Source organism: Kitasatospora sp. NPDC038210 (genome assembly GCF_055600605.1).
In genome coordinates, this window is sequence record NZ_JBVJYK010000009.1 from 23,736 (window position 1) to 50,727 (window position 26,992).

The 26,992-nt window shown below is 69.6% G+C and carries 19 protein-coding genes and 3 pseudogenes; 10 read left to right on the forward strand and 12 right to left on the reverse strand.

Annotated elements, in window-relative coordinates; genetic code table 11:
• The first annotated feature begins 454 nt into the window (after positions 1-454).
• Genes ACZ7KX_RS19580 through ACZ7KX_RS19595 form a run of 4 tightly spaced genes read left to right on the forward strand, consistent with a single transcriptional unit; the run spans position 455 to position 10,136 of the window.
• Complete coding sequence (locus tag ACZ7KX_RS19580) at positions 455-3,274, forward strand: DUF6603 domain-containing protein (RefSeq protein ID WP_470327503.1); 2,820 nt, start codon at positions 455-457, stop codon at positions 3,272-3,274.
• Positions 3,275-3,289: 15 nt separating this feature from the next.
• A complete protein-coding gene (locus tag ACZ7KX_RS19585; RefSeq protein ID WP_470327504.1) occupies positions 3,290-5,419 on the forward strand; it encodes a hypothetical protein in 2,130 nt (709 codons plus the stop codon).
• A 32-nt stretch (positions 5,420-5,451) separates the two neighbouring features.
• Entirely contained in the window at positions 5,452-8,922 is a 3,471-nt protein-coding gene (locus ACZ7KX_RS19590; RefSeq protein ID WP_470327505.1) for a hypothetical protein, read from the forward strand.
• Positions 8,922-10,136, forward strand: coding sequence for a hypothetical protein (locus tag ACZ7KX_RS19595; protein WP_470327506.1), 1,215 nt, complete (start codon positions 8,922-8,924; stop codon positions 10,134-10,136). The genes ACZ7KX_RS19590 and ACZ7KX_RS19595 overlap by 1 nt, the downstream gene beginning before the upstream one ends.
• A gap of 633 nt (positions 10,137-10,769) precedes the next feature.
• Here the strand turns inward: ACZ7KX_RS19595 and ACZ7KX_RS19600 are convergent.
• Positions 10,770-11,801, reverse strand: a complete 1,032-nt coding sequence (locus ACZ7KX_RS19600; protein ID WP_470327507.1) for a site-specific integrase — start codon at positions 11,799-11,801, stop codon at positions 10,770-10,772.
• A 470-nt stretch (positions 11,802-12,271) separates the two neighbouring features.
• Positions 12,272-12,451 (reverse strand): annotated as a pseudogene (locus tag ACZ7KX_RS19605) (pirin family protein); the annotation flags it as partial.
• 499 nt (positions 12,452-12,950) lie between these two features.
• Between ACZ7KX_RS19605 and ACZ7KX_RS19610 the strand changes: the two are divergent.
• A complete protein-coding gene (locus tag ACZ7KX_RS19610) occupies positions 12,951-13,178 on the forward strand; it encodes a helix-turn-helix domain-containing protein (protein WP_470327508.1) in 228 nt (75 codons plus the stop codon).
• A 13-nt stretch (positions 13,179-13,191) separates the two neighbouring features.
• Here the strand turns inward: ACZ7KX_RS19610 and ACZ7KX_RS19615 are convergent, their stop codons facing one another.
• A complete protein-coding gene (locus tag ACZ7KX_RS19615; RefSeq protein ID WP_470327509.1) occupies positions 13,192-13,458 on the reverse strand; it encodes a DUF2087 domain-containing protein in 267 nt (88 codons plus the stop codon).
• A gap of 71 nt (positions 13,459-13,529) precedes the next feature.
• Positions 13,530-14,015 (reverse strand): hypothetical protein, encoded by a 486-nt coding sequence (locus ACZ7KX_RS19620; protein WP_470327510.1) that lies wholly within the window; start codon positions 14,013-14,015, stop codon positions 13,530-13,532.
• A 182-nt stretch (positions 14,016-14,197) separates the two neighbouring features.
• Here ACZ7KX_RS19620 and ACZ7KX_RS19625 point away from each other — a divergent pair, with 182 nt between their 5' ends.
• Entirely contained in the window at positions 14,198-14,377 is a 180-nt protein-coding gene (locus tag ACZ7KX_RS19625; RefSeq protein ID WP_470327511.1) for a hypothetical protein, read from the forward strand.
• A gap of 33 nt (positions 14,378-14,410) precedes the next feature.
• Positions 14,411-14,689 carry an SAV_915 family protein gene (locus ACZ7KX_RS19630; RefSeq protein WP_470327512.1) on the forward strand — a complete coding sequence of 93 codons (279 nt, stop codon included), beginning with the start codon at positions 14,411-14,413 and terminating at the stop codon, positions 14,687-14,689.
• Here ACZ7KX_RS19630 and ACZ7KX_RS19635 read toward each other — a convergent pair.
• Positions 14,670-14,903 (reverse strand): annotated as a pseudogene (locus tag ACZ7KX_RS19635) (integrase core domain-containing protein); the annotation flags it as partial. The gene ACZ7KX_RS19630 and the pseudogene ACZ7KX_RS19635 sit on opposite strands and share 20 nt — an antisense overlap.
• A gap of 552 nt (positions 14,904-15,455) precedes the next feature.
• Here ACZ7KX_RS19635 and ACZ7KX_RS19640 point away from each other — a divergent pair.
• The 3 genes from ACZ7KX_RS19640 to ACZ7KX_RS19650 are packed head-to-tail and all read left to right on the forward strand — an operon-like array spanning position 15,456 to position 19,010.
• Entirely contained in the window at positions 15,456-16,526 is a 1,071-nt protein-coding gene (locus ACZ7KX_RS19640) for an ABC-three component system protein (protein WP_470327513.1), read from the forward strand.
• Entirely contained in the window at positions 16,523-17,056 is a 534-nt protein-coding gene (locus ACZ7KX_RS19645; RefSeq protein WP_470327514.1) for a three component ABC system middle component, read from the forward strand. The genes ACZ7KX_RS19640 and ACZ7KX_RS19645 overlap by 4 nt, the downstream gene beginning before the upstream one ends.
• Before the next feature lie 4 nt (positions 17,057-17,060).
• Entirely contained in the window at positions 17,061-19,010 is a 1,950-nt protein-coding gene (locus tag ACZ7KX_RS19650; protein ID WP_470327515.1) for a DUF3732 domain-containing protein, read from the forward strand.
• A 185-nt stretch (positions 19,011-19,195) separates the two neighbouring features.
• Here the strand turns inward: ACZ7KX_RS19650 and ACZ7KX_RS19655 are convergent.
• The 7 genes and pseudogenes from ACZ7KX_RS19655 to ACZ7KX_RS19685 form a co-directional block, all read right to left on the reverse strand.
• A pseudogene (locus tag ACZ7KX_RS19655) lies at positions 19,196-19,740 on the reverse strand (ISAzo13-like element transposase-related protein); the annotation flags it as partial.
• Positions 19,741-19,980: 240 nt separating this feature from the next.
• Entirely contained in the window at positions 19,981-21,945 is a 1,965-nt protein-coding gene (locus tag ACZ7KX_RS19660; protein WP_470327516.1) for a DUF3732 domain-containing protein, read from the reverse strand.
• The gene (locus tag ACZ7KX_RS19665) at positions 21,942-22,418 is read right to left on the reverse strand and encodes a three component ABC system middle component (protein ID WP_470327517.1); all 477 of its coding nucleotides are present in this window, start codon (positions 22,416-22,418) and stop codon (positions 21,942-21,944) included. The genes ACZ7KX_RS19660 and ACZ7KX_RS19665 overlap by 4 nt, the downstream gene beginning before the upstream one ends.
• A complete protein-coding gene (locus tag ACZ7KX_RS19670) occupies positions 22,415-23,554 on the reverse strand; it encodes an ABC-three component system protein (protein ID WP_470327518.1) in 1,140 nt (379 codons plus the stop codon). Before ACZ7KX_RS19670 ends, ACZ7KX_RS19665 begins: the two co-directional genes overlap by 4 nt.
• Positions 23,555-24,198: 644 nt before the next feature.
• Complete coding sequence (locus tag ACZ7KX_RS19675; protein ID WP_470327519.1) at positions 24,199-25,506, reverse strand: NAD(P)/FAD-dependent oxidoreductase; 1,308 nt, start codon at positions 25,504-25,506, stop codon at positions 24,199-24,201.
• Between the two features lie 136 nt (positions 25,507-25,642).
• Positions 25,643-26,074 (reverse strand): nuclear transport factor 2 family protein, encoded by a 432-nt coding sequence (locus ACZ7KX_RS19680; protein WP_396551946.1) that lies wholly within the window; start codon positions 26,072-26,074, stop codon positions 25,643-25,645.
• 7 nt (positions 26,075-26,081) lie between these two features.
• Positions 26,082-26,885, reverse strand: a complete 804-nt coding sequence (locus tag ACZ7KX_RS19685) for an MBL fold metallo-hydrolase (RefSeq protein WP_470327520.1) — start codon at positions 26,883-26,885, stop codon at positions 26,082-26,084.
• Between the last annotated feature and the right edge of the window lie 107 nt (positions 26,886-26,992).

Below are 26,992 nucleotides of genomic sequence, written 5' to 3' on the forward strand. Positions count from 1 at the left end.
GCGCGTAGGGGGCCAGCGGTATGCCATTGCCTCGGCCCGCCGTGAGGCCGCGTGTGCTGTCGATTCCCGACGTGCCTCGGGCCCTACCGCGATGACGGTCTACCGTTCGGCAAGTCCCTCCTGGGGGTGAATCCGGTTCGTGCCCGGTTCGGCCCGAGAGGGGCGGCCGACAGCCGGCAGCGGCCGGAGGCAGGGATGTGCGCGCGGCAGCGCCGTGCGTCGGAGCGGGGCGCTGCCTGATTTCACCCATGGTGGGAAGCAGCCCGCCGTGGATACTGTTTGCATCGATTTGATCACCAACTGTGTTCGATTGATCTGTGCGATCACTCCCGGACCGCCCGGCGCGAAGCCTTCTCCCGGCCGCTCGGAGCCGCGGCGCCCGGAGGTTGGCGAGCCCAGGTCAAAGCCATCCGGGTCCGTGCCGTGGGTGCGGGCGGCGGCGAAAGGGGTACCCGTGGCGATCCACATCGATGCGCTGCGCAAACTGCTGGACGCGACCGTGGGGCAGGAGGTGGAACTGCCGGTCGAAGCCCTCGGGTTCGGTGGTGAGGCGGTGCGGGGGATCTTCCCCGACGGGACGCTGCGCCTTACCTGGGCCGAGGGGGGCCCTCAGGTGCCGTGGGCGGCGGGGGTGGCCACGGTGGCGTTCGCCGAACGGCCGGTCGCAGTTGAGTTGACGATCCGTCACGATGATTCCACCGCAATCGCATTCACGCTCGACGTGCGGGTCGACGGGCCCGGTGCGCCGGCCCACCTGCTCGCACGTGGCCTGGGTCTCGACGTGCCGCCGTTGCCAGGGCTGGTGGTCGAGCGGGTCACGCTCACCGCGGACCCCGCCGGCGGCACGATGACCGCCGACGGCCCGTGCGGCCGAGTGCGCATGCGGACCGGCGCCGGGCGGGCGTTCCTGGCCGAAGCCGACGGCTGGCGGGTGATCTGCACGGACCGTCCACTGGCGCACAATCAACTCAGCGAACTGGCGGGCGAGTCCGTCGCCACACGGCCCGGCCCGTTCCGGCGCGAGCTGCCCGCCGGCGCGTGGTTGCTGTTGCCGGGCACCGGGTCGCAGCCGGTTGCGCTGCGTCCGGCCCGGCCGCACCTGGTGGCCGACGGCTCGCGGGTGGACGGCCTGGGCCGGGCCCTGCCTGCCCGGGTGGAGCGGGGGCGACGGCGGTCCGAGCGCCGGGCGCGGGCGATCGCCACCGCGACGGGCTTCGCGGTCCTGGCGGGCAGCGACGGCGAGCGCGGCAACGGCCGCTGGCAGCTGGAGATCAGCGACGACGAGGCCGTCATCAACGTCGACTATGACTACGCGCCACTGCGGGTGACCGGCGGTCTGGGCATGCTGCCCGCCGAGGAGCCCTACCGGTCGATCGTCGGCGGCGCGCTGATGTTCTCCTTCGGCGGCGGCGACGCGACGGACGGGGGCCAGGCCGGCCGGGGCGTGTACGGCACCGGCGTGGGCGCCTACGTGGTGCCGTCCTCCGCCGGGGCCAAGCCCTCGTTCTTCGGCTACGCGGGCATCGGCGCGGATCCCGGTATCGGCATCCCGGCGATCCGGCTGAACGGGGTTGCCGCCGGACTGGGCTGGAACAGCCGGATCCGGCTGCCCGAGGTCTCCGAGGTCGGCGACTTCCCGCTGCTGAAGGCCCTGGACGACCCGGGCTCGATCGGCGCCGAGCGCCAGGACCCGGTGGAGATCCTGCGCAACCTCACCACCGGCGACGACGCCTGGATCACCCCAGCCCAGGACGAACTGTGGCTGGCGGCGGGACTGAAGTTCACCATCGCCGAGCTGATCGAGGGCCGGGCGATGGCCGTCGTACAGACCGGCTCGGAGCTGACCCTCGCCCTGCTCGGCACCGCCGCCGCCACGCTGCCCAAGGGTGGCTCGCGCACCTACGCGCGGATCGAGGCGGCGCTGCGGGCCGTCGTCAAACCCCGCCAGGGCGAACTCTGGTTCGACGCCGAGCTCACCCCCGCCTCGTTCGTGCTGGACCCCAACTGCCGCCTGCGCGGCGGCGTGGCGTTCCGCAGCTGGTTCGGACCCAGCGAGCACGCGGGCGACTTCGTCTACACGGTGGGCGGCTACCACCCCAACTTCAAGGCCCCGGACCGCTATCCGGTGGTGCCGCGACTGGGCTTCGACTGGGACCTGACCGGCTCGGTCACCATCTCCGGCAGCGCCTACCTGGCGATCACCCCGGCCGCCGCGATGGCCGGCGGCGCGCTGGACGTGCGCTTCCACTCCGGGGCGATCCGGGCCTGGTGCACCGCGAAGGTCGACGCGCTCCTCCAGTGGAAGCCGTTCTACGTCGACGTGGGCCTCCAGGTGCGGATCGGCGTCTCGGCGACCGTGAAGATCCTCTTCGTGAAGGTGACCATCACCGTCGAGGTCGGCGTCTCGCTGGGCATCTGGGGACCGCCCACCGGCGGACAGGCCAAGATCAAGCTCTGGTTCGTCTCCTTCACCATCAACTTCGGCAAGGGCCGCGCGAGCGCGGGCAACGCGCTGGACTGGGCCGGGTTCGCGGAGATGCTCCCGCCGCCGCCCACCACCGTGCGGGTCAGCCCCGGGGTCGGGCTGCTGGTCGACCACGTGCCCGGCGCCGCGCTCGGCGCCGAGGCCGCCTGGGAGGTCTCGGCCAACGGCTTCACCTTCGCCACCGACAGCGCCGTGCCGCTGAAGCAGATCTTCCTGGGCGCCTCCGGCACCGCCGCCGAAACCGGCCCGGCCCTGAACATCCGGCCGATGCGCGAGCGGAACCTGACCAGCACCCAGCGCGTCACCCTCACCCACGACGGCTCGGCCGTCGACCCCGCCACCTGGTCGCGCAGCCGCTGTCTGGCCGCCGTCCCCCAGGAGCTGTGGGGCACCTCGCCCCAGGGCACCCTGCCCGACGGCGAGCAGCAACTCGTCAAGGACCAGCTCACCGGCATCAGCCTGTCCTCCCCGGCAGCCCGGCACGGCACTTCCACCGGCTACATGGACGAGAAGGCACTGGCCTTCGACCCGATCTACCCCGACGGCAGCCAGCCGCTGGACCCGGCGGCCCGGCCGGTGGGCGCCGTGCCGCAGCGCCCCGGCGGCGTCATCGCCGCCATCGCCGACACCATCGCCGCCCACGCCCAGACCACCGCCCGCACCCGGCTGGCCGACCAGCTCACCGAACTCGGCCTCGACCTGGGCGCACTGGACAGCGACCTGTCCGGCTACGCCCGCGCCGCCCGGACCGCGTTCACCGCCGAGCCCATGCTGGTCACCACCAGCTGAGAGAGGGGATCCCGCATGGCCACCGTCGCCCACCGCACCCGCTTCTTCGACCACCGCCTCCCCTCGCTCTACGCCGGCCGCTACGCCGCCACCGTGAGCGAGAACATCGAGGGACTGACCACCGGCGGCACGCTGCCCGACCGCGTGCAGCGCTTCGACGTGCGCCAGCCGCGCTTCTCGATCGCCGCCTCCGAGGTCCAGGCCGCCTACCCCGTGCCGGGCGCGGTCGGCACCTACAGCCAGATCCTGCCGCACATCACGCTGGACGCGCCCGCGCTGCCCTGGGCCCGGCAGCTGAAGGGCACCGCCGAGGGCGTGCCGTGGGTGGCGCTGCTGCTGTTCGGCGAGGACGAACTGCCCGGCGACCGCGAGGCGGTGGGCCAGGTCACCGTCAGCACCGTCGCCCAGCTCCTCGACGGCCGGGCGGGAGAGGGCCGCGCACCGGCCATCGACCGCGACCACCTGCTGCCCGGCGAGGACGAGGAGGCCTGCCGGAGCATCCTGGTGCCGGCCGAGCTGTTCGCCGCGATCCGCCCCGAGCCCGCCGAGCTGGCGCTGCTGGCGCACATCCGCGAGGGCTGCCCGCCGGACGCCGACCACCAGCGCGTCGCCGGAAGCGACCCGGAACCACTGACGGAGGACCTCAACGCCGTCGTCGTCGCCAACCGCTTCCCGCCGGCGGCCGGCGGCCAGCAGGTCGTCCACCTGGTCTCCCTGGAGGGCTTCGAACCGTACGTCACCGGAACCGCCCCGCCCGCCGAGGGCCTGCGCCTGGTCTCGCTGCAGACCTGGTCGTTCGAGACCCTGCCGGATGCGGGGATCGGCTTCGGCGACGTCGTGGAGAACCTGGCCGCCGACACCGACACGCTCCTGCGCTTGCCGCTCGACCCCGGCGACGCGGACGGTGACGTGCGGCAGCGGCTGGCGAGCGGCGCCACCGCCCTGCCGCAGCGGCTGGAATCCGGCGAGCGCACCTTCGCCTTCTACCGCGGCCCGCTCACCGCCACCCCGGCCCAGGCGCTGCCCGCCCCGGCGGACCCGCGCCTGGAGTCGGCCGGCGAGGCCCTGATCTACCTCCAGCAGCACGGCGTCTTCGACACCGGCTACGCCTCCGCGTTCAGCCTCGGGCGCACCCTGGCGCTCGCCGACGCGCCGTTCCGCAACGGGCTCCTGGAGTTTCGCAAAGCCGCCCGCCGCGTCGTGCGCCGCCTGGCCACCAGGCCCGGACTCGTCACCGTGTCCCGCACCGTGCGCCAGGCAGCCGACCAGCTGAACGCCAACCCGCAACGCACCGCCTTCGACCACCTGATCGGCACCGTGCTGCCCGGCGCGCTGGCCCGCACCGGCGCCGAGCTGGCTGGCGCCGCGCACCGCCCGGCCCAGCGCACCACCGCGGCGCTGCCGCTGGCCGCCGGCGACCTGCGCGCCCACCTCGCCTCAGAGCACGTGCGCGAGGTGCTCCGGGAGGCGACCGACCCCGAACGGGAGCCGGTCGAAGCGTGGCTGACGGAGCTCTCCCGGCTGGCAATGGTCCCCTTCGACCACCTGGTGCCCGACCCGCGGATGCTGCCGCCGGAGAGCATCCGGTTCGCCTACCCGGACGCGGGGTGGATTCGCGCCGCCGTCGACGGAGCGCTGAGCGTGGGCGTCGGACACGCGCTGGACGCCGACCTGAACGCGCTGGCGGCCACCGTGCCCGCGCCGCCCGCCTGCGTGGTGCTGATCCGTTCCGAGCTGATCCCCAACTGGCCGCGCACCATCATCACCGCCTTTGCTGGCGAGGACGTGGTCGAGCCGGTGCACCGGCTGCGCTATGGCAACGACGTGCTGCTGCTGCTCTACCCGCGGGTCATCGACACCTTCACCCTTGCCGAACCGCCGCAGGGCCTGCACTTCGGCATCGGCGACGTCGGCACCGTCGAACTGCGCCGGCTGACCGGCGACATCGGCCACCCGATGGGCGACTTCCCCGAGCCGCCCGGCTTCGCGCGTTTCCTGCGCCCCGGCGGGCGCGACGTGCTCGACATCGCCGGCACGCTCGCCCCCGAACTGGCCGCCGCCCACCGGCTGCCGAGCCTGTCCCCGGCCCAGTTCGCGCTCCAGATGATCAAGGCGCCGCAGCTGCAGACCTTCGTCCGGCCCTGACCCCACCGACACCGTCCCCGAAGAGGATCCCCATGCCCAACGACACCCTGGTGGTGCCGGTCGAGGTCGCGGCGTTCGCCGTCAACGCGCAGACCCGCGACACCGACGGCAGCTACGTCATGCAGCGCTGGATCACCAATTATGTCCCGTTCGTCAACGACAACGCGAGGCCCGAACCCAAGCCGTTCGCCAGCACCGAGATGTGGACCGGCGATGCCTCCCGGCTCGGCGTCTACCTGCAGTGGCAGCTGCCCGAGGGCCTGTGCCAGGGACGGCAGGACGAGGAGAGCGGCGAGATCGGCGACTTCCCGCTGGTCCCCAACCGCTGGCTGGTCGTGCGCCGTTCCACCGCTGGCGTGCGCTCGTGGATCGTCCAGTCCGACCACCTCGATCTCAGGTCCGGCACCGTCTCCTACCTGGACCCGGCCGCCGCGACCGCGACCGCCACCAGGATCGGCCGCCGGGTCGAGCTCACCGCCGCCAACCCCTGGCGCGAACCCGCCGACGCTCCGGACGCGTTCCTGACCGCCCTCGGCCCGGGCCTGCTCACCTTCTCCGTCTACCAGCCGTACAACACCAACGTGTTCTCCCTGCACGACACCCTGGAGGACCTCACCGGCGACGACCGACTCAGCTACTCGGTGGCCGGCTGGTACGCCGACCCCGACAGCGACATCCTGGTCGCCGACGGCAACGCCGAACGGGACTTCACCGAACTGCTGCGCGACCTGGAGTGGAGCCTGGCCCCCGGCATGGGAAGCCCCCGCCGCTCTCTCTACACCGGCAGCGCACTCGGCATCGCCTGGCAGCCCGAGGGCGGCATCCCCGAATCCGACTCCCCGCTCGCCTCCTCCATCGCCGTCGCCATCGGCAACAGCGTGGGCGAGGCCGCGGCCGTCCTCCAGGAGCAGACCGAAGGCCCCGGCGCGCTCAGTGCCGAGGACGCCCGCCGCTACGCCGCCTTCACCCTGGGCGTGCTGGAGGACTACGAACGCCCGGACGGCGACCTGTTCCCGGACCGCGCCGCCCACGACTCCGGCTTCGGCCCCGTCCCCGGCGGCCACGCCTGGCGTGTGGTGGACCGCGACACCGAGGCCGCCCGCGCCGAGCGCGGCCCCGCCGAACGGGCCGCCGACCGGCGCCTCGCCCAGGACGTCACCGCCGAACTCAACCGCGCCCAGCGCGAACTCGACGTACTGGAACGCGAGCTGTACGGCGCACAGCAACACCTCTATGTGCTCTGGGCCTTGAGCCAGGAGCCGAAGCAGCCCGAGGTCTTCAGCTCCCGGATCAGGCGCGAACTCGACCCCGACTACGCGACCGGCGCCGCCGGCCGCACCAGGGCCCTGGCCGCCCAGGTGACCGCGGCCCGCGCCCGACTTCCCTGGTCCACCCGGGAGGAGGAACTCGCCGAACAGGCCCGCGAGTACGCCACCGAGCACGGCCTGCGCTCGACCCAGGTGCTGCAACGGGTGCCCGCCGAACCGTTCGAACAGAGCGCGGACCCGGTGCTGATGTTGCAGGGCGCCAAGCTCAACGCCCCCATGACCCGAGACTCGGACCTGCCCTGCCGCGTCCAGGAACGCCTGATCACCCGTGTCGGTTCGATCACGGCGGCGAGCGTGGCCGCGGACGTGGCCAAGGTGAACACGGCCGGCCTGCCGCCGCTGCTCCCGGCGCTGCTCAGCGAGTTCTTCATCCTCGACCAGGCCCGCAGGACCGGCGTCGGCCTGGACGACGCCGACGGCCGGCTGCCCGAGCACGGCACCGAGCCCTGGTGCCAGCCCTGGCAGCCGCTCTACCTGCTCTGGGAGGCCGAGTACACCGCCATCCCGTTCCAGGAGGACGGCACCGAGCGCTGGACCTTCGACGGCCACCGCTACCGCTGGGACGGCGAGGGCACCCTGCCCGTGCCCAGGACGGTGAGCGGACGGCAGATCCTCACCCCCACCAGCGGCTACGACCAGGAAGGGCAGATCGAGCACTACGCGGCCGGGCGCGCGGACCTGCCCGAGGACCTGATCCGCCGCCTGCGCCGCCAGAGCCGCGAACTGGACCAGCTCTCACAGCGCCTGGACGGCCTGAGCACCGCCGTCGGCCAGCGCGTGGCGGGCGGCTCGGCCATCCCGACCGGCGACCTGGGCAACCTGATCGCGGGCGGAACCGGACCGATGCCCGACCCCGGCGGCCAGCCCGTCAACCCCTGGGACGACTGGGACGACGTCGTCGACCTCGTCGCGTTCCAGGAACTGCGCTGCGGGCACCTCATGTTCACCAAACTGTCCGTGGTCGACCGGTTCGGCCGCGCCGTCAACCTGATCGACAACCCGCTGCACTTCAACCGGCTGATCAAGCCCGCCTCGATGACCCCGGACCACCCCGTCGGCGAGATCCAGACCGACCGCTACGCCGAACTCGGCCCGCGCCTGCTGCAACCCGCCCGGCTCGGCTTCGACTTCCTCTCCTCGACCGGCGACGAGGACGTCGAACTCACCCCCGGCACCAACCCGGTCTGCGCCTGGCTGCTGCACAACCGCCTGGACCGCGCACTGGCCTGCTACGCCCCCGACGGCCAGGCACTGGGCGACCTGCGCGCCGTGCTCGACCCGGACGGCCGGCGCATCGTCGCCTGGACGGCACTGCCCGGCTCACCCGTCCAGGAACTCGACCAGCTCGCCGCGCTCTCGCCGCACGCCCACCAGCTGCTCGCCGCCATCGCCCAGCGCGGCCCGGACGTGCTGGACGCCGTGAGGGCCCAGCTCGACGACACCCTGGCCGCCATCGACCCCGAAGGCCCCGAGGACCAGAGTCTGGCCTTCCTGCTGGGCCGGCCCCTCGCCCTGGTCCGGGCCCGCCTGGACCTGCAACTGCACGGACCGGCGCGCACCGACGCCGCCTGGCGCAACGTCATCGCCCAGGCGGAACCGGACATGCCCGGCTACCAGTGGACCGTGCGCCTGGGCGAGGCCCTGCAGACCGACGACGGCCTGATCGGCTACGTCCTCGACCAGGACTACGACCACCTGGAGACCGTGCTGACCCCGCGCGGCGAACACGGCGGCTACCTGCGGCCCATCGAGCACGGCCAGCGCCTCAAGCTCTCCTTCGCGGGGACCAGTTCCGCCACCGTCACACTGCTGCTGGACCCCCGTGCGCCCGTGCACGCCACCACCGACATCCTGCCGGCCGGTTCGGTCCTGGTCCCGCCGCAGTTCACCGAGGCCGCACTGGCCAACATGGCCGTCAACTTCCGCACCGGCCCGCTGCTGATCGCCACCACCGAACACGGCGCGGCCACCCTGCCGCAGCCCACCACCGCCACCGGCAGCTGGTCCTGGACCGAGCGCACCGGCACCGACTGGACCCGGCTGCCCATCACTGTCCCCGACCCCGCTTCCCTGCCGATCGGCGAACACCCCCAGATCCGCACCGGCTTCATGACCCTGGAAGACGCCAGGCACGCCACCCGCAGCACCGCCGGCAACGAACGAGGAGCCCGCTGATGGCCACCATCCCGCAGATCACCACCACCGGCCCCGAGGCCAAGAACGGCACGGACGCCGCACCACCGCTCCACTTCGAACTCAACACCAACCCCGACCCCGTACGCGTCTCGCCCACCAACGGCGACCCCGCCCGCGCCGACTTCATCCTCGTCGGCAGCCGTCGAAGCTCCCTCGCCATCGACTGCCGCAAGATCACCCTCCACGTCCCCACCGGGCCCAACTCGCCCGACCTCACCTCCGACCTGAACAGCGCCACCGCGCAGATCAGCCTCCCCGGCTGGACAGCCACTACCAGCGCCGCCGCCAAGACCATCACCTTCACCCCCACCTCCGGCCACGCCACCATCGGCCGCGACGAAGGCGTGACCCTGCAGCTCATGGGCCTGCGGATCAACACCGTGGTCGGCAGCTCACCGCTACGCATCGACGTCGAGTGGGCCGAGACCGGCGACGACTACTGGACCACCGACTCGCTGACGATCGACGTCGGCAAGTTCCCCGCCGACTTCGTCCTGCGCAACTTCATCGCCGAAGACCTCATCATCGACAACGGCGGCAGCGTCAAACTCAACTGGGAGGCCACCGGTGCCTCCTCCCTCAAGCTGCTGTACGACGTTGCCGAGGTCAACGTCCTCGACCAGAGCACCTACACCGTCAACAACGTCCGCCACACCACGGTGTTCTACCTGCGCGCCACCGTCCAGGCCGGCACCGGCACCGTCGAGCGGATCCTGTCCACCACCGTCACCGTCCGCGTCCCCGACCTCGAAGTCGCCAACCTCGTCGTCAACGGCTCCATCACCGCCAAGGGCGAGGGGACAGTGCAACTCCTCGGGGGCATCCAGACGCTCCCGACCCCCTACCCCGAAGCCAAGATGTTCGTGGCGCCGACCGATGGCCTCCTCGTACTCACGGTGTCCAAAACGGGTGCCGCCAACTACGAGAGTTACATCTTCCTGACCGTTGATGGCGGGCCGAGCCTCATTGTTGATCCGGCGATCGGCGCCGCGTCCTCGGCGACGCTGCCGGTCAGGAAGGGCAAAGAAGTCTCTTACTCCTGCCACTTCATGCCCAGCAACTCCGACTCGGTCGTGATCGACGTGACCTGGATCCCCTTCGGCAGCGGAACGATCACGGAGCTCTCCACGGCCGAACTCGAAACCACTCCAACGGGGTTGACGGTGCCCGAGAAGCCTTCCAGTAGCGACTGACCCGGCACCCGGCCGGACGCGAACCGGCCCCACCCCAACCGCCCCGACCCTTCGGCCCGCCACCACCGGCGGGCCGACACCCCAGCCAGCACTGCCACTCGCTTCTGCGCAGGTACTCCAACGATCGCGGCGTCGCGGACGACGACGACCTCCTGACCCCGCGGACCTCCTCGACCGCGAGGACCTCGACCACCACTTGCACGTCGGGCGGTGGGTGTTTGTGGTCCCGCGCGCCGGTTCCCGTCGTTCGCGTCCGTCTACCGCGCGCCCGCCGATGCCGATGAGGCCAGCCGCGCCGCAGACGCGGACTCGGACCGACACGTCTCGCGCACCGAGTTGCCCTTCGACGCCTCTGCGCAGGATGCCGGTGCCGAGCATGCGCTCGAACAGGCCGGTCAGCTGGTCCGCGTACTGTTCCACGCCGTGCTTCAGGGAGGTCGAGGCATGGTCGGGGACCAGCAGGTGCGCTTGGCGGCGCGGGGCTTGGGCGGGTTGTAGCGCAGGCGCCGGGAGCTCACGGCGTGGTTCAGCGTATTGCGTGGCATGGACACGGCCTCGTAGACGGTGACCTTGCCGCGCTGGGTTTTCAGTCTGAGGTGACTGCCTGGTGTTCCACCGTCAATCCTGTGCCCCTCACCCTGACCAGCAGGGGCTTACGGTCTGACTATCCGATGCCGTCGCTTCGGGGCCGCCGGCAGGTGTGTGGGTGCGTCGGCGGAAGGTCGAACCCCCGGGGCTGGCCGGTTCGAGTTCGATGGCGCGGCGGAGTTGTTCCATCCGCTGGGGCAGCGGGTGCCAGCCGGGTTCCGCGGCCATGTCGGCGTTGAGGTCGCGGATTGCGCGGGCGTAGGCGCGGGCCAGGCCGCGGAAGTGCAGGGGCAGGCCGGAGCGGGGGTGGCCGCTGGGGGCGATGCTCACCCACAGGGCGTCGGTGGTCTCGTTGCCCGGGCCGACGGATTGGGTGGCGTCGCGTGCGACGAGGTGGCCGCGGTCGGTGAGCCAGTGGCGCATCGCGGCCCGGGTGGGCCCGGATAGGCCGACCGTCTCGGTGGCGGGCGTGGTGCGCGGGTTGCGGTGTTGGGGGAGGTGGGTGAGGCGGAGCGTGCCGCGGTGCAGGTCGACGTCGTCCGTGCGTAGGGCGCAGAGTTCGCCGGCGCGGCAGCCGGCGTCCAGCACGGTGCCGATGATCGCGAGGATCCGGCTGCGGGACTCCGATTGGCCGGGGCGGGCGGAGTGTTCGAGGTGGCCGAGCAGGATGCTGCGCGGGCGGGCGGCGACTACGGGCCGGAGCTCGACCGGTGGCGGGTTGCGGTCCGGGAGTATGACGGTGATGCCGGCCAGGGCACCGAGGATGCGGAGGCAGTCCTCGCGGACGCGCATGGACGCGGGTGAGGCTTGGCCCGGTCGTGCGGTGGGCTTGCGTCGCAGCAGGCCCCGCTCGGCGGCTGTGAGGTAGTCGGCGAGGGTGTCCGGCGCGAGGAGCAGGGCGAGTGAGCCAGCGGCCGTGGGCGCGATCGCGCCGCGCTCCAGGGCCGTGCGTAGTTCGCCGGCGACCCAGCGCAGTTGCTTCGCCCGAGACCTGCCGGTCGGTGGTTTGCAGGCACGCTCGACGAGGGTGTCCAGCGCCTCGACCGAGGGCGCTGTTGTCGTCGGGGCGTCCGCCATGAGGTCACCTTAGCGCCCGGTCGGGGCAGGTCGGCGGGCTCTTGCCGACGGAGGGGGCTGGGAATGTCCCGCAGGGCTCGGAGCTAATAACTGGCTTGAGGCAAGATCGTTAGTGAGGGCAACGGACGGCATGGTTGCTGTCTTCTCCGGCCCGCGCCACTCTGGTGGTGACCGTCCTTCGGCAGCCGGCGAGGGGGCCGTGGCAGGGCCTTCGCCGGTTCTCGCGGCGGCACCCGGCGATGACGTCCCGGGCTCCGTGAGCGCCCTGGTCATTTCTGATGGACCGTCAGCAAACTCAGCATTGAGTCAGCATTGGTCCTGTCAGGCGCTGTCGCGGATGGTCGAACGGTGTCACGCGTCGAGTGCCGAGCCGAGTGTCGACAGGAGCGCTTCAAGGTGGGCGTAGGGGGACTCCGGCTCGGGGGTGCGGGGGAGTTGGCCGCCGCACCCCCGACTGGTAACTACCCAGGTCAGCGCACGCGTCCGCGTGGCTTCAGGGGGATCGCGGGGAGCTCGGGGGCGGGGAGGCGGTCGCCCCGGTAGCCCTGGACGGCGCCGAAGCGGTCGGGGTCCGTGGAGCTCATCCACTCCTCGCGCGCTCGGGTAATGTCTTCGTGTGAGCGCCCGATGAAGTTCCACCACCACTTGATCAGCTGTGAAGACGATCTCTAGCCCCATCGGATGTCTCACTCAACTGCCCGGGAGCCTTGCAAAGCGTCAAAGGGTCACAGGTTCAAATCCTGTCGTCCCGACGTATGTGACCAGCGGGTCTCTGAAACCTCGCCTTCGGTGGTGGCAGGTGGAGGCGAGTCGTCGTCCAGCGCCTGGCACAGTGCGGTGACGGCACGGCGTGCGGGAGCAGATGGCCGTAGATGTTGACCGCGGTCGACAGCATCGAGTGGCGCAGAGCTCGGTGCGCCGGTCCGAGTAAGCCTGACTCCACCGCCAACCGTCGGGCTTCGTGGCGATGGGGCTTGCTCCCATGAGGGGCCTCACACGCCTGCGGTCTGAGACCGGTAAAGACTCCGAGCGCGCGCTCAGAAGAGCGCGTCCTGGCGCGGGGCGGTGAGAGCGGCAATCGTGGGGTTGAACACGCCAAGGAGCATGAACGTCCTCGGGCGGGCCGCGATGTTACCGACGAAGAAGTGCGTGGCCCGATCGGGCGTGACCATCCTGGTCCACCAACGCTCGTGCAGGACGACTCTGGACGCTTTCCTCCGCCTGGGTGCCTCCTGGTCGAGGACGGCCGAGGCGCTGCACATCCACGTCAATACGGCGCACTACCGGATCAAGCGGATCGAGGACCTCACCGGTCGCAGCCTGCTCAAGCTGGAGGACCAGCTGGACCTGTGGGCGGCGCGGTGGTGCAGATCGTAGGCGCTCCTCGGCGTCAGCTCGCGCGGCGGTAGCTGCTGCCGTCCTTGGCCCGGCTCAACCGGCCGCTCTCGACCAGGTAGCGGCGCAGCGCCGGGAAGTCGTCGTGCACCGTGCGGATGGCCTCGTTGACCTCGACCTCGCGGTAGGCGCGGCCGGGCTCGAAGAGCGTCGCGGCGAGGTGGTCGAGCAACGGGTCGCGGCGGGCGGCCTTGCGAGGGATGGCCTCCAGGCGCCCGTCACGGAACAGGGAGGCAACCTTGGGCGGGAGGGCATTGGTCACGGGGTCTCCTGACATCGGCGTCGTCGCGGGAGGTTCGCATGCCGCCGAGTGCCCGTTCAACTGATTTACGGTCAGGATGACTGCTGGTCGAGGGTGAAGAGCAGGGCGACCAGCGCCCCGTCGGCCGTGCGGCCCTCGCGGCAGACGGCGTTCTCGGCGAAGGTCGGGAGAGCGGGCAGGCTGATGTTCGGGGTGATCTGGCGGGACAGCCAGACGCGCTGGTGGCGGCCCGGTCCGGTCCGGTGCTCCATGGTGGCGGCGTCCCACAGCAGTCCGAGGTCGGCGCTGAGAGCCTGCCAGTGCGGTGCGGCCGCTACGAACTCGGCCTCGGCGATCCGCTCGGGCGGGCCAAGCTGGACGAGCAGCAGGACCACGAACGCCTCCTCCGCCCCGACTGCGGCGTTGTCGGTGATCTCGGCGCCGATGTGCACCGGATGCGAGCCCGACGGCAGGCTGGGCAAGGTCGCGTCACCGGCGTGGTGGTACTCCTTCGGTCGGTCCCAGGGGTCCTCGATGTGCTCGTTGGCGAGCCGGCGCAGCAGCGTCTCCAGGTCCATGGCCACAGATCATGCCAGGACGGGGCCGCACCCTTTCGGCCGCAGGGATGTCAAGGAAACGTCAGGACAGGCCCGATGGGTGTAGACGGCGCGTCAAGGGCGGCGCTGCCAGTCCCGAACGGGTTGCACTGGAGGCGGGCTCGGAGCTGAGCCCGCAGGGCACGGGAAGGACAATGCACGCCATGACCGGCTACCTGGTGATCTCGACGGACCCCGACGAACGTCGGGCGCGGCCCGTCGTGGACGAGACGGTGCTGCGCCGACTGCTGCGTGACACCGTGTTCGAGCGACGTCCGGCTGAGCCCTGCCAGCCGGGACGCCTGGTGGGCCAGTGCCGTTACGTCCAGCATTACGAGGACTGAGCGGCCAGGCACCCACCCCAGGAGGAGCACGAGATGACCGCCTTCGAGAAGTACCCCGTCCGCTGCGGACCGGTGAGGACCGTCGGCGACGCCCAGGTGCTGCGGCTGTTTCGGCAGCGGGACGGAAGTCGATGCGCCGTCGAGTTCAGCTCGGCCGCCGCGCTGCACCCGCTGCTCGGCCCCGAGCAGGAGGCGGCCGAGCTGACCGAGCGGGCGCTGCGCGAGATGACGGCGCCGCTGGGCATCGAACGGCTGCTGCCAGAGCCGAAGTTGGTGGCTGCGCCGACAACGGCTAGGTGTTCTGTCCCGTGAGGTTGGGGATGCGGCTGGCGGGTGGCTTGCCTGCGAGTGCGGTGTGTCCGCGGTGGTGATTGTAGGTGTGGAGCCAGGTGGGGTAGGCGTCTCGGCGTTCCTGTTCGGTGCGGTAGGGCCTGGCGTAGGCCCATTCGTCGAGCAGGGTGCGGTTGAAGCGCGGTCGAGGACCAGGCAGCGATCGTGTACGCGGCGCAGTTCTACTCCGCGATAGCCAATGGTCAATCCATTGGCTCGGCTCACGCCTCAGGGAAGGCGGCCGTCGAGGTCGAGGGGTTCCCCGGGCACGAGTTGCCCACGTTGGCCCACACTCCTGACGCTGACCCTTTCGCAACTGTCTTAGTCAAGCCGTTCCGCTGATCCCTGGCCCCGCCGTCCCGTCCGACCGTCGTCTTGAAGCCGACGAAGCGCCTGCCAGGCTCGGGTGTGTAGGTGACGAGGCAAAATCATCCCAACCGACTGGATCAGCCACGCCCGGGACCTCAGCTCCCGCCCACAGATCGGATGAAAGCACCACACCCGAACAGCGGGCTGCGATGTGGTCCTCACGCTTGGAGCTTGGAGCCCCCGACCAGGCGCGGATAATGGCCTGGTTGACTGCGAGGACCGGCAAAGGCTGCGGCTTGCTTCAGAGGCAGGGGGTTCATTAGTGGCAGACACCTCGCACGGTGCGGCCCCGAGCGCGCTCGGGTACCAACACCAGACGTGGTGGGCCCTCCTGGAACTGCTCCGAACCGGGGATGACCGGCCGGACGGGACAATTGCCTTGGAGCTCTACGATGACGTGTCCTGGGAGGAACACGGGACGCCCACCGAGCTCCTACAGCTCAAACACCACCGCAAGGGCAGCCGGCTCCTTACAGACCGCTCCCCGGACGTATGGGACACGCTGAAAGTCTGGATGGACACAGCTGCACCCGAAGACCCCGCAGGGCCGACTCTGGTGCTCGTGACGACGCAGACCGCGAAAAGCGGATCCGCCATCGCTGCACTGCGCCCGCAGTCACGCGACCAGGCATGGGCCCTGGAGGTCCTGGAGTCGGTGGCCCTTGACTCCCAGTCCGACGCGACGGGTCGAGCCCGGCAGCAGTTCCTGGCCCTCGGCTCGTTGGACCGGCAGACGTTCTTGTCCAAGATCCGCGTCGTAGACGACTCCGATCACATCCAGGACATTCCCGCAGCCGTCCGCCGTGCGCTGTCGTGGGCCCTGCCGCCCGGGCACGAAGACGCGTTTCTGGCGCAGGTGTGGCACTGGTGGGACGGTCAGGCCCTCGCCATGTTGCGCCGCCTCCAGGACGGTGTCGAGGTGGGCGCCGCGAAGGCCGCCATCGCAAGGATCCGCGACCGGTTCACCCAAGCGGACCTCCCCACCTATCTTGAGCGTGCCGATGTGGACACCTCCGCGGTGACCGCCGAGCACACAGACGCTCTGTTCGTGCAGCAGATGCAGTGGGTGGCCTACCCACCCCGGAACCTCCAGGGAGCGGTCGTCGACTTCTACCGGGCCACCACCCAGACGATCCGCTGGTTGGACGAGTGCCTCATAGGACCTGAGGAACTCAACCGCGTGCAGGAAGAGCTCGTCGACGAATGGGACCGGGCCTTCGAATGGATGGCCCTGGGACTCGCCCCGAACGCCGACGAGGCCACCAAGCAGGCCGCCGGTCGACAGCTACTGCGCGACTTGACGGAACGCGCAGCGAGAACCGTTCGACCGCGCTACAGCGATGCCTTCTTCACCCGGGGACAGCGTCACCTTCTGGCCGACTGCGGCCAGGTTGGCTGGCATATTGACTACGCCGATCGTATCCAGGCCCCGAGCAAGGAGCGACCATGACCACGCCGCCCACCCGCCAGGATCAGCCGCCGCTGCTCGGCAGCGCCTGGGCCAAACGCCCGCCGCTGGTCGGTGCCATGTTCAATCCCGCTTTGATCACCTGCCTCCTGGCCAGCACCATCAGCGGTTACAGTGGCGGGCGTTCCTCCCAAGGCATGCCGTGGATGCTCTCCTACATTGCCGCCCCTCTGGTACTGCACCGCAGTACCAGAGGGGCTCTACCAACGGGCGCACGCGCGCGCACTTCCCACCTCGGCGCCTGGGTCCAGGAACACCCGCTCCTTCGCGCCGGCTTTCCCTCCCGGGCCCAAGCTCTGGTCACCCCCGTGCGCGCGGGCCTACGTTTCGGCCTCAGGCACCAGGTCCTCGGCCTCACGGACGACCGCCTACAGACGCGCTTGCACCGGCAACAGCCGCAACCACAGCACCCGGAACTCGACGACATCATCAACTGCGCGCGGAACGCCGGACGATGGCTGTCCAGCCTGGACACCGCCAGTGCCTTCTCTCTGCTCGGCGTGGCACCCTGAACGGGTGCAACTGCTTGCGATCATCCTCTACAGCACCCGCGGGGACCGTCGAATCGTCTCCTTCAAACCCGGCGCGCTCAATGTGGTGACAGGTGACTCGGCCACGGGCAAGAGCAGCCTTCTCGGGATCTTCGAGTACTGCATGGGGCGCTCTACGTTCGATTTGCCCGCCGGACCGGTCGCGGACGCTGTCTCCTGGTATGCCGTGCTCTTCCAGCTGCACAACGGCGGGCGCGCCTTCGTCGCCCGGCGCGCTCCAGGCCCCGGAGGGAAGGCCAGCACGAGGGCCATGCTCAGGCTGAGCTTGGACCAAGGGCCGCTGGAGTACGAAGAGCTCAAGCCTGAGCTCAACATCCACGCCGTAGGTGAGCAACTCGGACGACGCATCGGCATCCGCGAAAACACCTACGAAGACTCAGCCGGCCGTACCGTCGAGGCGAACCTCGGCCACGCGACCCTGCTATGCCTCCAAGGCCAGGCCGAGATCGCCAACAAGGATCTGCTCTTCCATCGGCAAGCCGAGCCATGGATTGGGAAGGCACTCAGGGACACGTTGCCGTACTTCATCGGCGCTGTCCCGCAGGCACAAGCGCGCAAGCACGCCCAGTTGGCGACAGCAAGAATGCAGGCACAGCACGCGGAAGACAGCTACCTCACCGCGCAGGAAGCCGAAGCAGCCACTCGCAGGGCGCTCAGCCCGTTGTGGGAGGACGCCCGCAGACTGGGCATGGTTGCTCAGAACCCACCAGCCGGCTCTGCGGCCTCCATCGACGCGCTCCGACAAGCCATCACCGCAGACCACGACCCGAAGCTGATAGAAGGCAACCCACAGGCCGAGCAGCGGATGGCCAGCCTGCGCCACCAATGCACGGAGCTACGCGACCAGCTGAGGGCGGCGGTTGCCGACCGTCAGATCCTTCTTGACCACGGCAAAGCAGCAGAGTCCTACGCCGCTTCCCTGACGATCCCCACCGACCGACTCACCTCGCTGAACCTGCTGGGACTGACAATCGACCAGAGGGAGAATCCCCTGGCCGAGCACGATGCCGCGATCTGCGTGCTGTGCGGTTCGGACCTCCCGGAAGCGGATCCGACACCGGCTGCCCTCAGCCGCAGCCTCGACCACCTCAGTCGGCAGCTTTCCGCGGTCGTGTCCGTTCCAGCGAACAGCCGGCAGGCGCTGGAAGAACTCGACGCCCGTGCCCAGGAGCTGCGTGACCGCCTCCTGGCGGCAGAAGGAGCATTGCAGACCCTGATCTCCGAGCAGAATCTGACGGCACGTCTTTCTCAACGCGGACAAATCGACTTCCTGCGAGGGCGCATCCACGGTGTGCTCAGTACCTTGCCCGCCACCTCCGGCGACGACATGAACCAACTCCAGGGACTGCGCGAAGCAGCCGCTGCGAGGGTCGCGTCGTTGGAAGCGGAACTGAGCCTGGCGACCCGTCGTCGGGAGCTCGACGACCGCTTGGTCGCCATCGGGCAAGACATCACGGCGTTGGCCCATCGACTTGGACTTGAACACGCTGATCAGGTCTTTCTCGACCCAGACCGGCTGACCCTCTCCTTCCGCAGCCCTGACAGCGGGCTTACCCTCTCGCGGCTTGGCAGCGGGCAGAACTGGGTCGGCTACCACGTCCTTGCGCACCTCGCACTGCACCGCTACTTCGTGCAGCACAACCGGCCCGTGCCCCGCATCCTGTGGCTCGACCAGCCGACCCAGGCGTGGTACCCGGATGGAGGCGCCCAGCACGCGAAGGCCGACCAGGAGGCTGTGCGCCGGCTCTTCGAACTGATTGAGTCCGTTGTCCAGGAATTGACACCGAACTTCCAGGTCATCGTCGTCGATCACGTCGATCTCCCGAACCCCTGGTTCCAAGCCGCTGTTGGCCACAAATGGCGTGGAGGACAGGAGAAGCTCGTGCCCCTCGAATGGCTCGACAGGACTGACTGAGTCAGCAGCGGACACAGCCGGCACCGACGCGGGCGAGGTCGGCGCCAGCGCCGACGTGTACGGGCTGGCGCAAACCCTCTTCGTGGTGGCTCGTCGCGAGGGCCGCTATCCGCCCGGCGGCCCGCTCCGCGCTGATGAGGAGGTCTACGCCTTCCGGCAGTGGCAGGACACGCGTGGCATTTCTGTTCGCCGGATCCCACGTACTCCCTGGCTCGTTCGTTGATGTAGCGGAACTGGGCGTCACGGTCGGGGTGTTGGGTGCCCTCGATGGTCTTGGTGTTGGCCTGCAAGCTGAAGCCCTCCTCTCGCAGCAGGTCGGCCACCGTGTCGGCACCGATCTTGTGTCCCTGCAAGGTGAGTTCTTCGGCGAGCCTTCTGGTCGACTTCGTCGTCCAGCGCAGTGGCGACATCGGGTCCCCGCGCTCGTCCGGCTCGACTAGGGCCAGCAGGGCCGGCCGCAGCTCGGGGTCCAAGTCGGCGGCCTTCTTACGTCCGCCGCCTGGCCGACGCACCCGGCCGAGTGGCTCTTCTCCGGCGTCCAGTTCGTCCGCGCCTCTACGGACGGTAGTTTCGCTGGCCCGAGCCGCCCGCGCGACGGCCCGGATGCCCCCATGGCCCAGCACTCGGGCTTCGGCGCCATCAGCAGACGCCGTTGTCGCTCGTCCAGATGCGGAAACAACACCTCGAACTTCAGGGCGAGTTGGTCACGGATCGACTCGGAGATGCGCATACCACATCAACGAGCCCAGCACCGTGAAGCAACACGTTGTTCCTCTGCAAGCCCTTAGGCACCAAATGCGCCTGCCTTCTGTTCAGCAGGAGCTGGCAGGTCTGATGAACCAGGTGATGGATCAGCTTACGCAGTACGGCTACTGACGGGTGAGGCCTGGAGCCGTCCAGCCACCCGCACATAGCGGCCTGGCGGGGCCCACGGACGGACTTCCTGGGGTGAGATCCGCCCGGCCGCTCATTAACTGTCTGGGGTCGGGGACTCCATCCAGGTCGAGGGTACGAGTCCTGAATCGTTGCCGTAGCGCCAGCGTTCGACGACGTGCTGGCTGAAGACTGGGTCGTCGAGGTCAGCATGTTCCATGACGATGACCTGCATCTTGCCTTCGAGTTGCTGCAGCGTTCGGTGAATGGCCTCGTAAATATTCAGTAGATGCGTGCGGTCGTTGGTCTGCAGGACTTCCTCGCCGGTCGGTTCCGCTGGGAAGTACACCTGCGACGGTTGGTCGAGGACCAAGACGTTGGGAACGGGGCTCTGGTGCCTGGTGAACCACTCATGGAGGCTGAGATGGGTGGATACGTGGTAGCCCAGGTGATTCTCGGCACTCCCCATGTCCTTGAGCTGGACTGGTCCGTCGGTGGTGTCGGCCACCACAGTGAGCCGGTTGAGGTCGAGTCGGATGGGCGAGGTCGCGAAGTCCAGGTCCAGGTTCATGGCCTTCGCCCTGATGTCCTGGTTGAGCAGGGACAAGAAGCTGGCGAGGCGCTCGTCCTGGGTGCTCCCGCTGAGCTGTTCCTCTAGCCCTGCGATCTGCTCGCGCAGCTCGTCACGGCGGTCCATGACACGAGGCGCCGCGGCCTGCTGGGCGATCGTGTCGATGTAGAAGCTGATACGTCCCTGGACGATGGCGGCCCTGCGCAGGTCATCGGGCTCCCGTTGGGTCGTGCGCAGGCTCGTGGTGAGTTCTTGAACCTGCTCCTGGTTGCGGGCAAGTTCTGAGCGAAGCTCTTGCAGGCGGTCTTCTTGGTCGGCGATGAGCCGTCGGATCGCGGGGGTGTCGTTTCGGATGACCCCGAGATCGCCGTCGAGGAGGGCGAGGTCCCGCGTGAGGGCGGCGATAGTGTCATTCGCCGAGGGGATGGTGCTGTCGCAGACGGGGCAGTGATGGACATCCCTGGCGTCTGCGTCTTGGCGGAGGAGGCCAAGGGACGTGAGGCGGGCACGCTGTTCGATGGCTTGGTTGCTGAATTCGTCGTTCTCGGCGAGGGCGCCCTTGAGATCGGCCATCCGAGCCCGAGCCAGTGCGAAGTCCCGACGCAGATCCGCTCGGCGGGCGTGGAGGGTCGCAAGGGGGTCGCCATCGGTCTCGTGGGGCCGCAGTGTGCCGCCGCGGGCCAGTTCATTGCGGAGACGACGGAGGATCTGAAGGACATCGTCTGCCGATTGCGCGCTGGTCTGCGGGGGCAGCAGGCCGGCTTCGATGGCTTCGATCAGGAGTGCCTGTGCCTGGCCGCTGGCGGGGGTTCGGTCTGCGGATACGGCGAGCTTGGCTTCGTTGTCGGCCAAGTCCCGGCGAAGGTTGCGGAGCTTGTTGTGAAGTAGGGCCTGCTCGGGGTCGACGGCGCCGAGGAAGTAGGGGACGACTCCCCGGATCGTGTTCGGCCTCCACTCCTCGCCCTGCGAGTGGAAAAGAACATCGGGGTTAGCGACTTCGTTCTGAGCCTGGAGGCAGAAGAAGAGGGCGTGGCGGATGGACGGGGCTATGAGTGTGTTCTTGCCGACGGCCGGCACACGGACGGTGTTGTCGATGCCGCAGAAGTCGCTCAAGTAGGCCTTGGCGGTGTCCTCGGGCGTCGTGAAGCGCAGATCTTCCAGGGCTGGTGGCAGGCTGCCGGGGGCCTGGGTGAGCACACACATCGTGGTGCTGGTCTTGGCGTTGTCCTTGGGTGCCTGACGGGCAACGAAGAGCTGCTCACCGGGCTTGGTGACGGTGATGCCGTAGGTGCTGACGTAGGTGCGGACCTTGCCTGCCTTGACGGGATAGTCGGAGCTGGCGAGGCAGTAGTCGATGATCGTCAGCAGTGCGCTCTTTCCACGTCGGGAGTCACCCGTGACGATGTTTAGGGCGCCGAGCTGGAATGAGACGGTACGCATCTGGCCGGGCTTCTTGCCGTAGATGGTGACCGATCGAATTTGGAACGTCACGGTTTGACTCCGAGAAGGGTCAGGACTGTGCTGAGGCTACCCGTGCTGGGCAGCCAGCGCCCGAGGAACTGGGCGGCCTGCTGAATGGCGATGGTCTGATCGGTGGCTCCCTTAACCCCCTTGGTGGTGGGGCCCAGGGCCAGGGTGAGTCCCTCTGCTGTGGCCAGCAACGTCCTGGCCTGGAGGGCAAACAGGATGCCGGGGCGAACCACGGCGGCGAGGAGGGCCGCGTTGCGGGTCATGGCGATGCGTACGCCGTCATTCGCCTCGAGCCACTTCATCAGTCCGCTGTTCAGGGTGCTCGGGAGGGCTGCCCTGACCGCGGGCTGAAGGGCCATGATCCCTGCCACGACGACCACAGGCAGCGGGCAGGGGGAGTTGTACTGCTGTTCGTGCCCTTGGACGGCTCGGGTGCACAGGAGCGCGGTGAAGGCGGGGTTGTACAGGGCGCGCTCTTCGCGGCTGAGGTTCACCCATGCACCTCGACGGGCTCAAGGAGCTGCATCAGGCGGGCGGCGAAGTCAGGGTGCCAACCGACTCGGCAGTCGTCGGCGAGCATCTGGTAGGAGCCCTTGGTCACGAAGACCTCGTCGCATCCGGCGCGGATCTGGAAGCGGGCTTCTTGGTCGACCCATCGGTAGATGAGCTTGGCCTCAGCCTTCTTCTGCTCCTCGGTGGCCTCGGGGCCGAGTTCCTCCTCCATTACAGCGAAGCGGGCTTCCCACTCTTCCACCAGCCGACGCTCGTACTCGCCGATCTCACCAGGTCGCAGCAGGTTCTCGTTGGTCCACCGCGAGCGCTGCGCGAAGGCGCGCACGTAGTCTCGAACTGCGAGGCGGATGCGGGTGGAGCCCACACCGATGAGTCCCAGTTGCCGGACGAAGATCTTCTCTGCCTGCTCCGTGGGGTCGCCGGTCATGAGGGTGATGTCGCCGTCGATCGGCAGGTTGTCGTGCTGAAACTGTCGTTGGAGGCTGCTGAATACCTCGTCGAACTCGACGCCGGTGATAGGGCTGCCACCTGGCGTGCGCATCTGCTCGATCACGCGGTCGTAGAACCAGCCCTCCAGCCGGTTCAAGAAGGCTTTGGCGGCGTCGTGGCCAGCGGCCACGGCGGCGAGGCGAAGCATCGCGGTACGGATGTCGGCGATGTCTTCAGTACCTCCGACGACCTGAACTCGCGCGAGCAGGGCGCTCTGCAGCGGCTTGGCCATGCCGGTCAGCGCAGCGAATGACTTCAGGAGGTCCCGACTCGTGGTCTTCGAGGCTTCGACTGCAGCGCAGAGCTGTTCCAGGGCCCGCTCTTCGTCGCGGTGCCCCGTGTCGCGATGCTGGAGGAGATAGCCGACGCTGCCTACGGGCAACTCAGCTGTGGTGAGCAGGTAAAGGTTCGTCTCGTCAAGGTCGATGCGCCCTGCCGTGGCCGCCTCCGCCCAAATTCGGAGGGTCTTCCACAGATCCTTCGACGTATCGGTCAAACGCACGCCCTCAGCACGCTGTTTGAGCTGTAGAAGGTCCGTCACGGAGCCCACATGCTGCTCGATGTCGTCGGCGGCCTCAACCGCAATGCTCCAGTCAGGGCCGGCGCTCATCCACTGCTCGAAGCACATGTGCAGAGCCTTTGCGAACTGGAACAAATAGCCCAAAGCTGACGCTGACGCCTCGTACTGCTCTCCGCCGTCTGCCATCACACCCCCAAAGCCAGACCGGTCCCGCGATCATTCCATGAGGTCGACGATCCGCGTAAGGGTGGGTGTAAACCGCGAAGCGCGCCGTATCGGGCGGACACGCCGCCGCGGGTGTGCCGACAGGACGTAGTGGGTGGAGGACCGGTCGGACAGGCCGACGAACTGCATCAGCCCGGTCTTCGCCGATCCGGCGTCTGACCAAGTCCAGATTCCGCGAAGATCGGGGTGAAGTGCTCCCACTGAGCCTGGCTTCGCTCGGCCCAGGCGGCGATATGGCCGCTGGAGCTGCTCCAGGCGGTGGACGGGGCGAGCTGGACTTCACCGCGTTGCTGCGCCCCCGCTGTGCGGGCCGCCGCCGTCAAGCAGGTGCTGAAGGTGACCTGGGACGCCCTCGCGCTGCCGGGCCGCGACGTCCGGGACCTGCCGTTGCGAGAGCGCGGAGGCACCAGAGCGTTCGCTGGCCCGGCCGCCCCCGCAGATGAACCGGCCCCGTCCGCGTGCATCCCTCAGCGGTGAACGGACGGGGTGTTGGTTGGCTGCTCGTCGACCAGGGCTCTTGCCGTGTCTCAGACCTCGCCGAGGGGGATGTTCGGGTTCGCCAGGCGGTTGGCGCTCACCACGCGCTTGGAGACGATCAGGTCGCGGATCGGGTCGGTGACGTCCCAGATGTTCATGTTCATGCCGGCGAGGACTCGGCCGTCCTTGAGCCAGAACGCGATGAATTCGTTGGCCTTCACGTCTCCTCGGAACACGACTCGGTCGTAGCCGTCGGGCTCGACGTAGCCGAGGTATTCCATGCTCAGCTTGTCCCGTGAGGCCACGGGCTCGTTAGGATGCCGGGGTGTCCACTCGGCATCGCTGAAGAAGTACGGGATCCGGTCGTAGACCGCGTCCGGCTGCCCGAGCAGTGCGCGGGCGGCGGTCTGCGGCTGGTTGAGGGCGTTGGCCCAGTGCTCGACCCGGATGTGCCGGTCGAACAGCGGGTGGTAGGCGTTCGCGACGTCGCCGGCCGCGTAGACGTCCGGGTCGGAGGTGCGCAGCTGCCGGTCGGTCTTGATGCCGTTGTCGACCTCCAGGCCGGCCGCCTCGGCGAGTCCGGCGGCGGGGGCGATGCCGATGCCGACCACCACCGCGTCGGCCGCCACCGTCGTGCCGTCAGCGAGCTTCACCCCGCTCACCGTGGTGCCGTCGCCGGTCAGCTCGGCCACCTTGACGCCGAGGCGCAGGTCCACGCCGTGGTCCCGGTGCAGGTCGGCGAAGACCTGGGCGACCTCCCGGCCGAGCACCCGCAGCAGCGGCAGTTCGAGTGCCTCCAGCACCGTCACCTCGGCACCCGACTCGCGGGCCGCGGCCGCCACCTCCAGGCCGATCCAGCCCGCGCCGATCACCACGATCCGGGCGCCCGGCCGCAGCGCCGCCTTGATCCGGTCGCTGTCGTCGACCCGGCGCAGGTAGAGCACGCCGTCCTGGTCGGCGCCCGGCACCGGAAGCTGGCGCGGCACCGAGCCGGTGGTCAGCAGCAGCTTGGCGTACTCCACCCGGCCGTCGTCGGCGAGCGTCACGGTGTGCCCGGCCGGGTCGATCGCGGCCACCGCCGTGCCCAGGCGCAGCGTGATGTCGTGCTCGGCGTACCACTGCGGCGGGTGGACGTAGATCTTCTCCCGGGGCGTCTTGCCCAGCAGGTAGCCCTTGGACAGCGGCGGCCGCTCGTACGGGCGCTCGTGCTCCTCGCCGATCAGGACGACGCCGCCCTCGTACCCGGCCTCGCGCAGCGCCTCGGCCGCCTTCGCGCCGCCCAGGGAAGCGCCGACGATCACGATCGGGCGGTCCTGCCCGCCGCCCGATCCGGTGGTGCCGATGTCCGTGCCCGCCATGCTCGACTCCTCGTTGTCCGGCCGTGGAAACGGGGTCAGCCTGACGCCGTCCGGGTGGTGTGTCGAGACCGTGGCGGGCGCGTCGCGCCCCGCTCGCCCGTACGGGTGAACGGTGGGTCCGGGGGGCCGGGCGGGGCTACGGCGTCATCGCGTCCCTGACCAGCGCGGTGTCGGTGAACTGCTCGAACCGGACGATCCGTCCGCCGCGGACGGTGAAGTGGTGGGCGACCCGGACCGCGAGCGGTTTTCCGGTGGTCTTGTGGACGGCCGTGTAGCGGGCCAGGACCACCACCTCCTCCCCGTCCACCACGTAGGTGTCGTCGTGCGCCGTCCAGTCGTGCCACTCGGCGGCCAGCCGCTCCATCACGTTCGCGGTGACGCCCTTGGGGGTTCGGTAGGTGCCGGCCAGCGGGAAACCGGCCATCTCGGTCCACTCGACGTCCTCGGCGAGCGTGGCGCGAAGCGCGGCCAGGTCGCCCCGGGCGGCGGCCAGGTACTGGCGGCGGACCACGTCGGCGGGCGCGGAGGACTCGGCGAAGCCGGCCACGTCCCTCGGGATCTCGATCACGGCTCGCTCACCCCCAGGCCATCTCGCCCATGACGACCTTGGTGCCGACGTCCACCGCGATCCGCAGCCCCAGCTCCGGGAAGCGGCGCTCCAGGGCCTCCTTGGCAGCGGCCGCGTCCGCGGCCCGGCCGATCTCGGTCTCGAAGGCGCGCAGGTAGGCGCGGGTGTGGTCGACGGCGTTCAGGTCGGTGGGGGCGTCGGCGACCCGGTGGCCGGCCGCCACCCAGGTCGGGTGGAGCGCATCGATGCCGTCCAGCAGGTCGATCCAGGCGGCCCGTTGGGCAGCGGTGGGGGTGTCGGCCGTCCACACGTGCAGGCCCTCGAAGAGCAGTACCCCGCCGAGCACGGCGCGGTGGTGGTGCTGCCAGAGGTAGTGCCGGTCCGGCAGGTGGAAGTCGGCGCCGCGCACCTCGAAGCGGTGGCCCTCGAAGACGATCTCGTCGCCGTGCAGCACCTCGGGCCGCACCAGTCGGGTGGCCAGTTCGGGGCCCAGGTGGGACCAGGCGCGCAGCTTGTCCTCCCAGGTCTCCTGGATGTGGTCGACGGTCATGGCGGTGGCCAGGAACCGGGCCTGCGGGAAGGCGTCCTGCACCTCCTGGGCCCCGAAGTAGAAGTCCGGGTCGCCGTGGCTGACGAACACGGTGGTCAGCCGCTTGCCGGTGGCCCTGATCCGCTCGACCAGGCGGCGGCCGTCGGAGCGGGTGAACCCGGCGTCCACCAGCATGGCGTCGTGCGGGCCGGTGACCAGGACGGAGGTCTTGTTGAGCGAGCTGTCGGGGCTGTCGACGATCTCGAAGTCGAGCGCACTCATGGGATCGGGTGTCCTTCCTCGGGCCTGGCACGCCTCGCCGCCAGCATCGGCGCTGGGCGTCCCGGGCGCATCCGGAAGGCGGCCGCAGCCGGCCGGCGCTCCTGTCC

What these genes read in the sequence shown, in the direction of transcription:
- ACZ7KX_RS19585 (WP_470327504.1), top strand. Translation starts at nt 3,290, where the DNA reads ATGGCCACCGTCGCCCACCGCACCCGCTTCTTCGACCACCGCCTCCCC.
- ACZ7KX_RS19590 (WP_470327505.1), top strand. Translation starts at nt 5,452, where the DNA reads ATGCCCAACGACACCCTGGTGGTGCCGGTCGAGGTCGCGGCGTTCGCC.
- ACZ7KX_RS19595 (WP_470327506.1), top strand. Translation starts at nt 8,922, where the DNA reads ATGGCCACCATCCCGCAGATCACCACCACCGGCCCCGAGGCCAAGAAC.
- ACZ7KX_RS19600 (WP_470327507.1), bottom strand. Translation starts at nt 11,801, where the DNA reads ATGGCGGACGCCCCGACGACAACAGCGCCCTCGGTCGAGGCGCTGGAC.
- ACZ7KX_RS19620 (WP_470327510.1), bottom strand. Translation starts at nt 14,015, where the DNA reads ATGGACCTGGAGACGCTGCTGCGCCGGCTCGCCAACGAGCACATCGAG.
- ACZ7KX_RS19625 (WP_470327511.1), top strand. Translation starts at nt 14,198, where the DNA reads ATGACCGGCTACCTGGTGATCTCGACGGACCCCGACGAACGTCGGGCG.
- ACZ7KX_RS19630 (WP_470327512.1), top strand. Translation starts at nt 14,411, where the DNA reads ATGACCGCCTTCGAGAAGTACCCCGTCCGCTGCGGACCGGTGAGGACC.
- ACZ7KX_RS19645 (WP_470327514.1), top strand. Translation starts at nt 16,523, where the DNA reads ATGACCACGCCGCCCACCCGCCAGGATCAGCCGCCGCTGCTCGGCAGC.
- ACZ7KX_RS19670 (WP_470327518.1), bottom strand. Translation starts at nt 23,554, where the DNA reads ATGTGCTTCGAGCAGTGGATGAGCGCCGGCCCTGACTGGAGCATTGCG.
- ACZ7KX_RS19675 (WP_470327519.1), bottom strand. Translation starts at nt 25,506, where the DNA reads ATGGCGGGCACGGACATCGGCACCACCGGATCGGGCGGCGGGCAGGAC.
- ACZ7KX_RS19685 (WP_470327520.1), bottom strand. Translation starts at nt 26,885, where the DNA reads ATGAGTGCGCTCGACTTCGAGATCGTCGACAGCCCCGACAGCTCGCTC.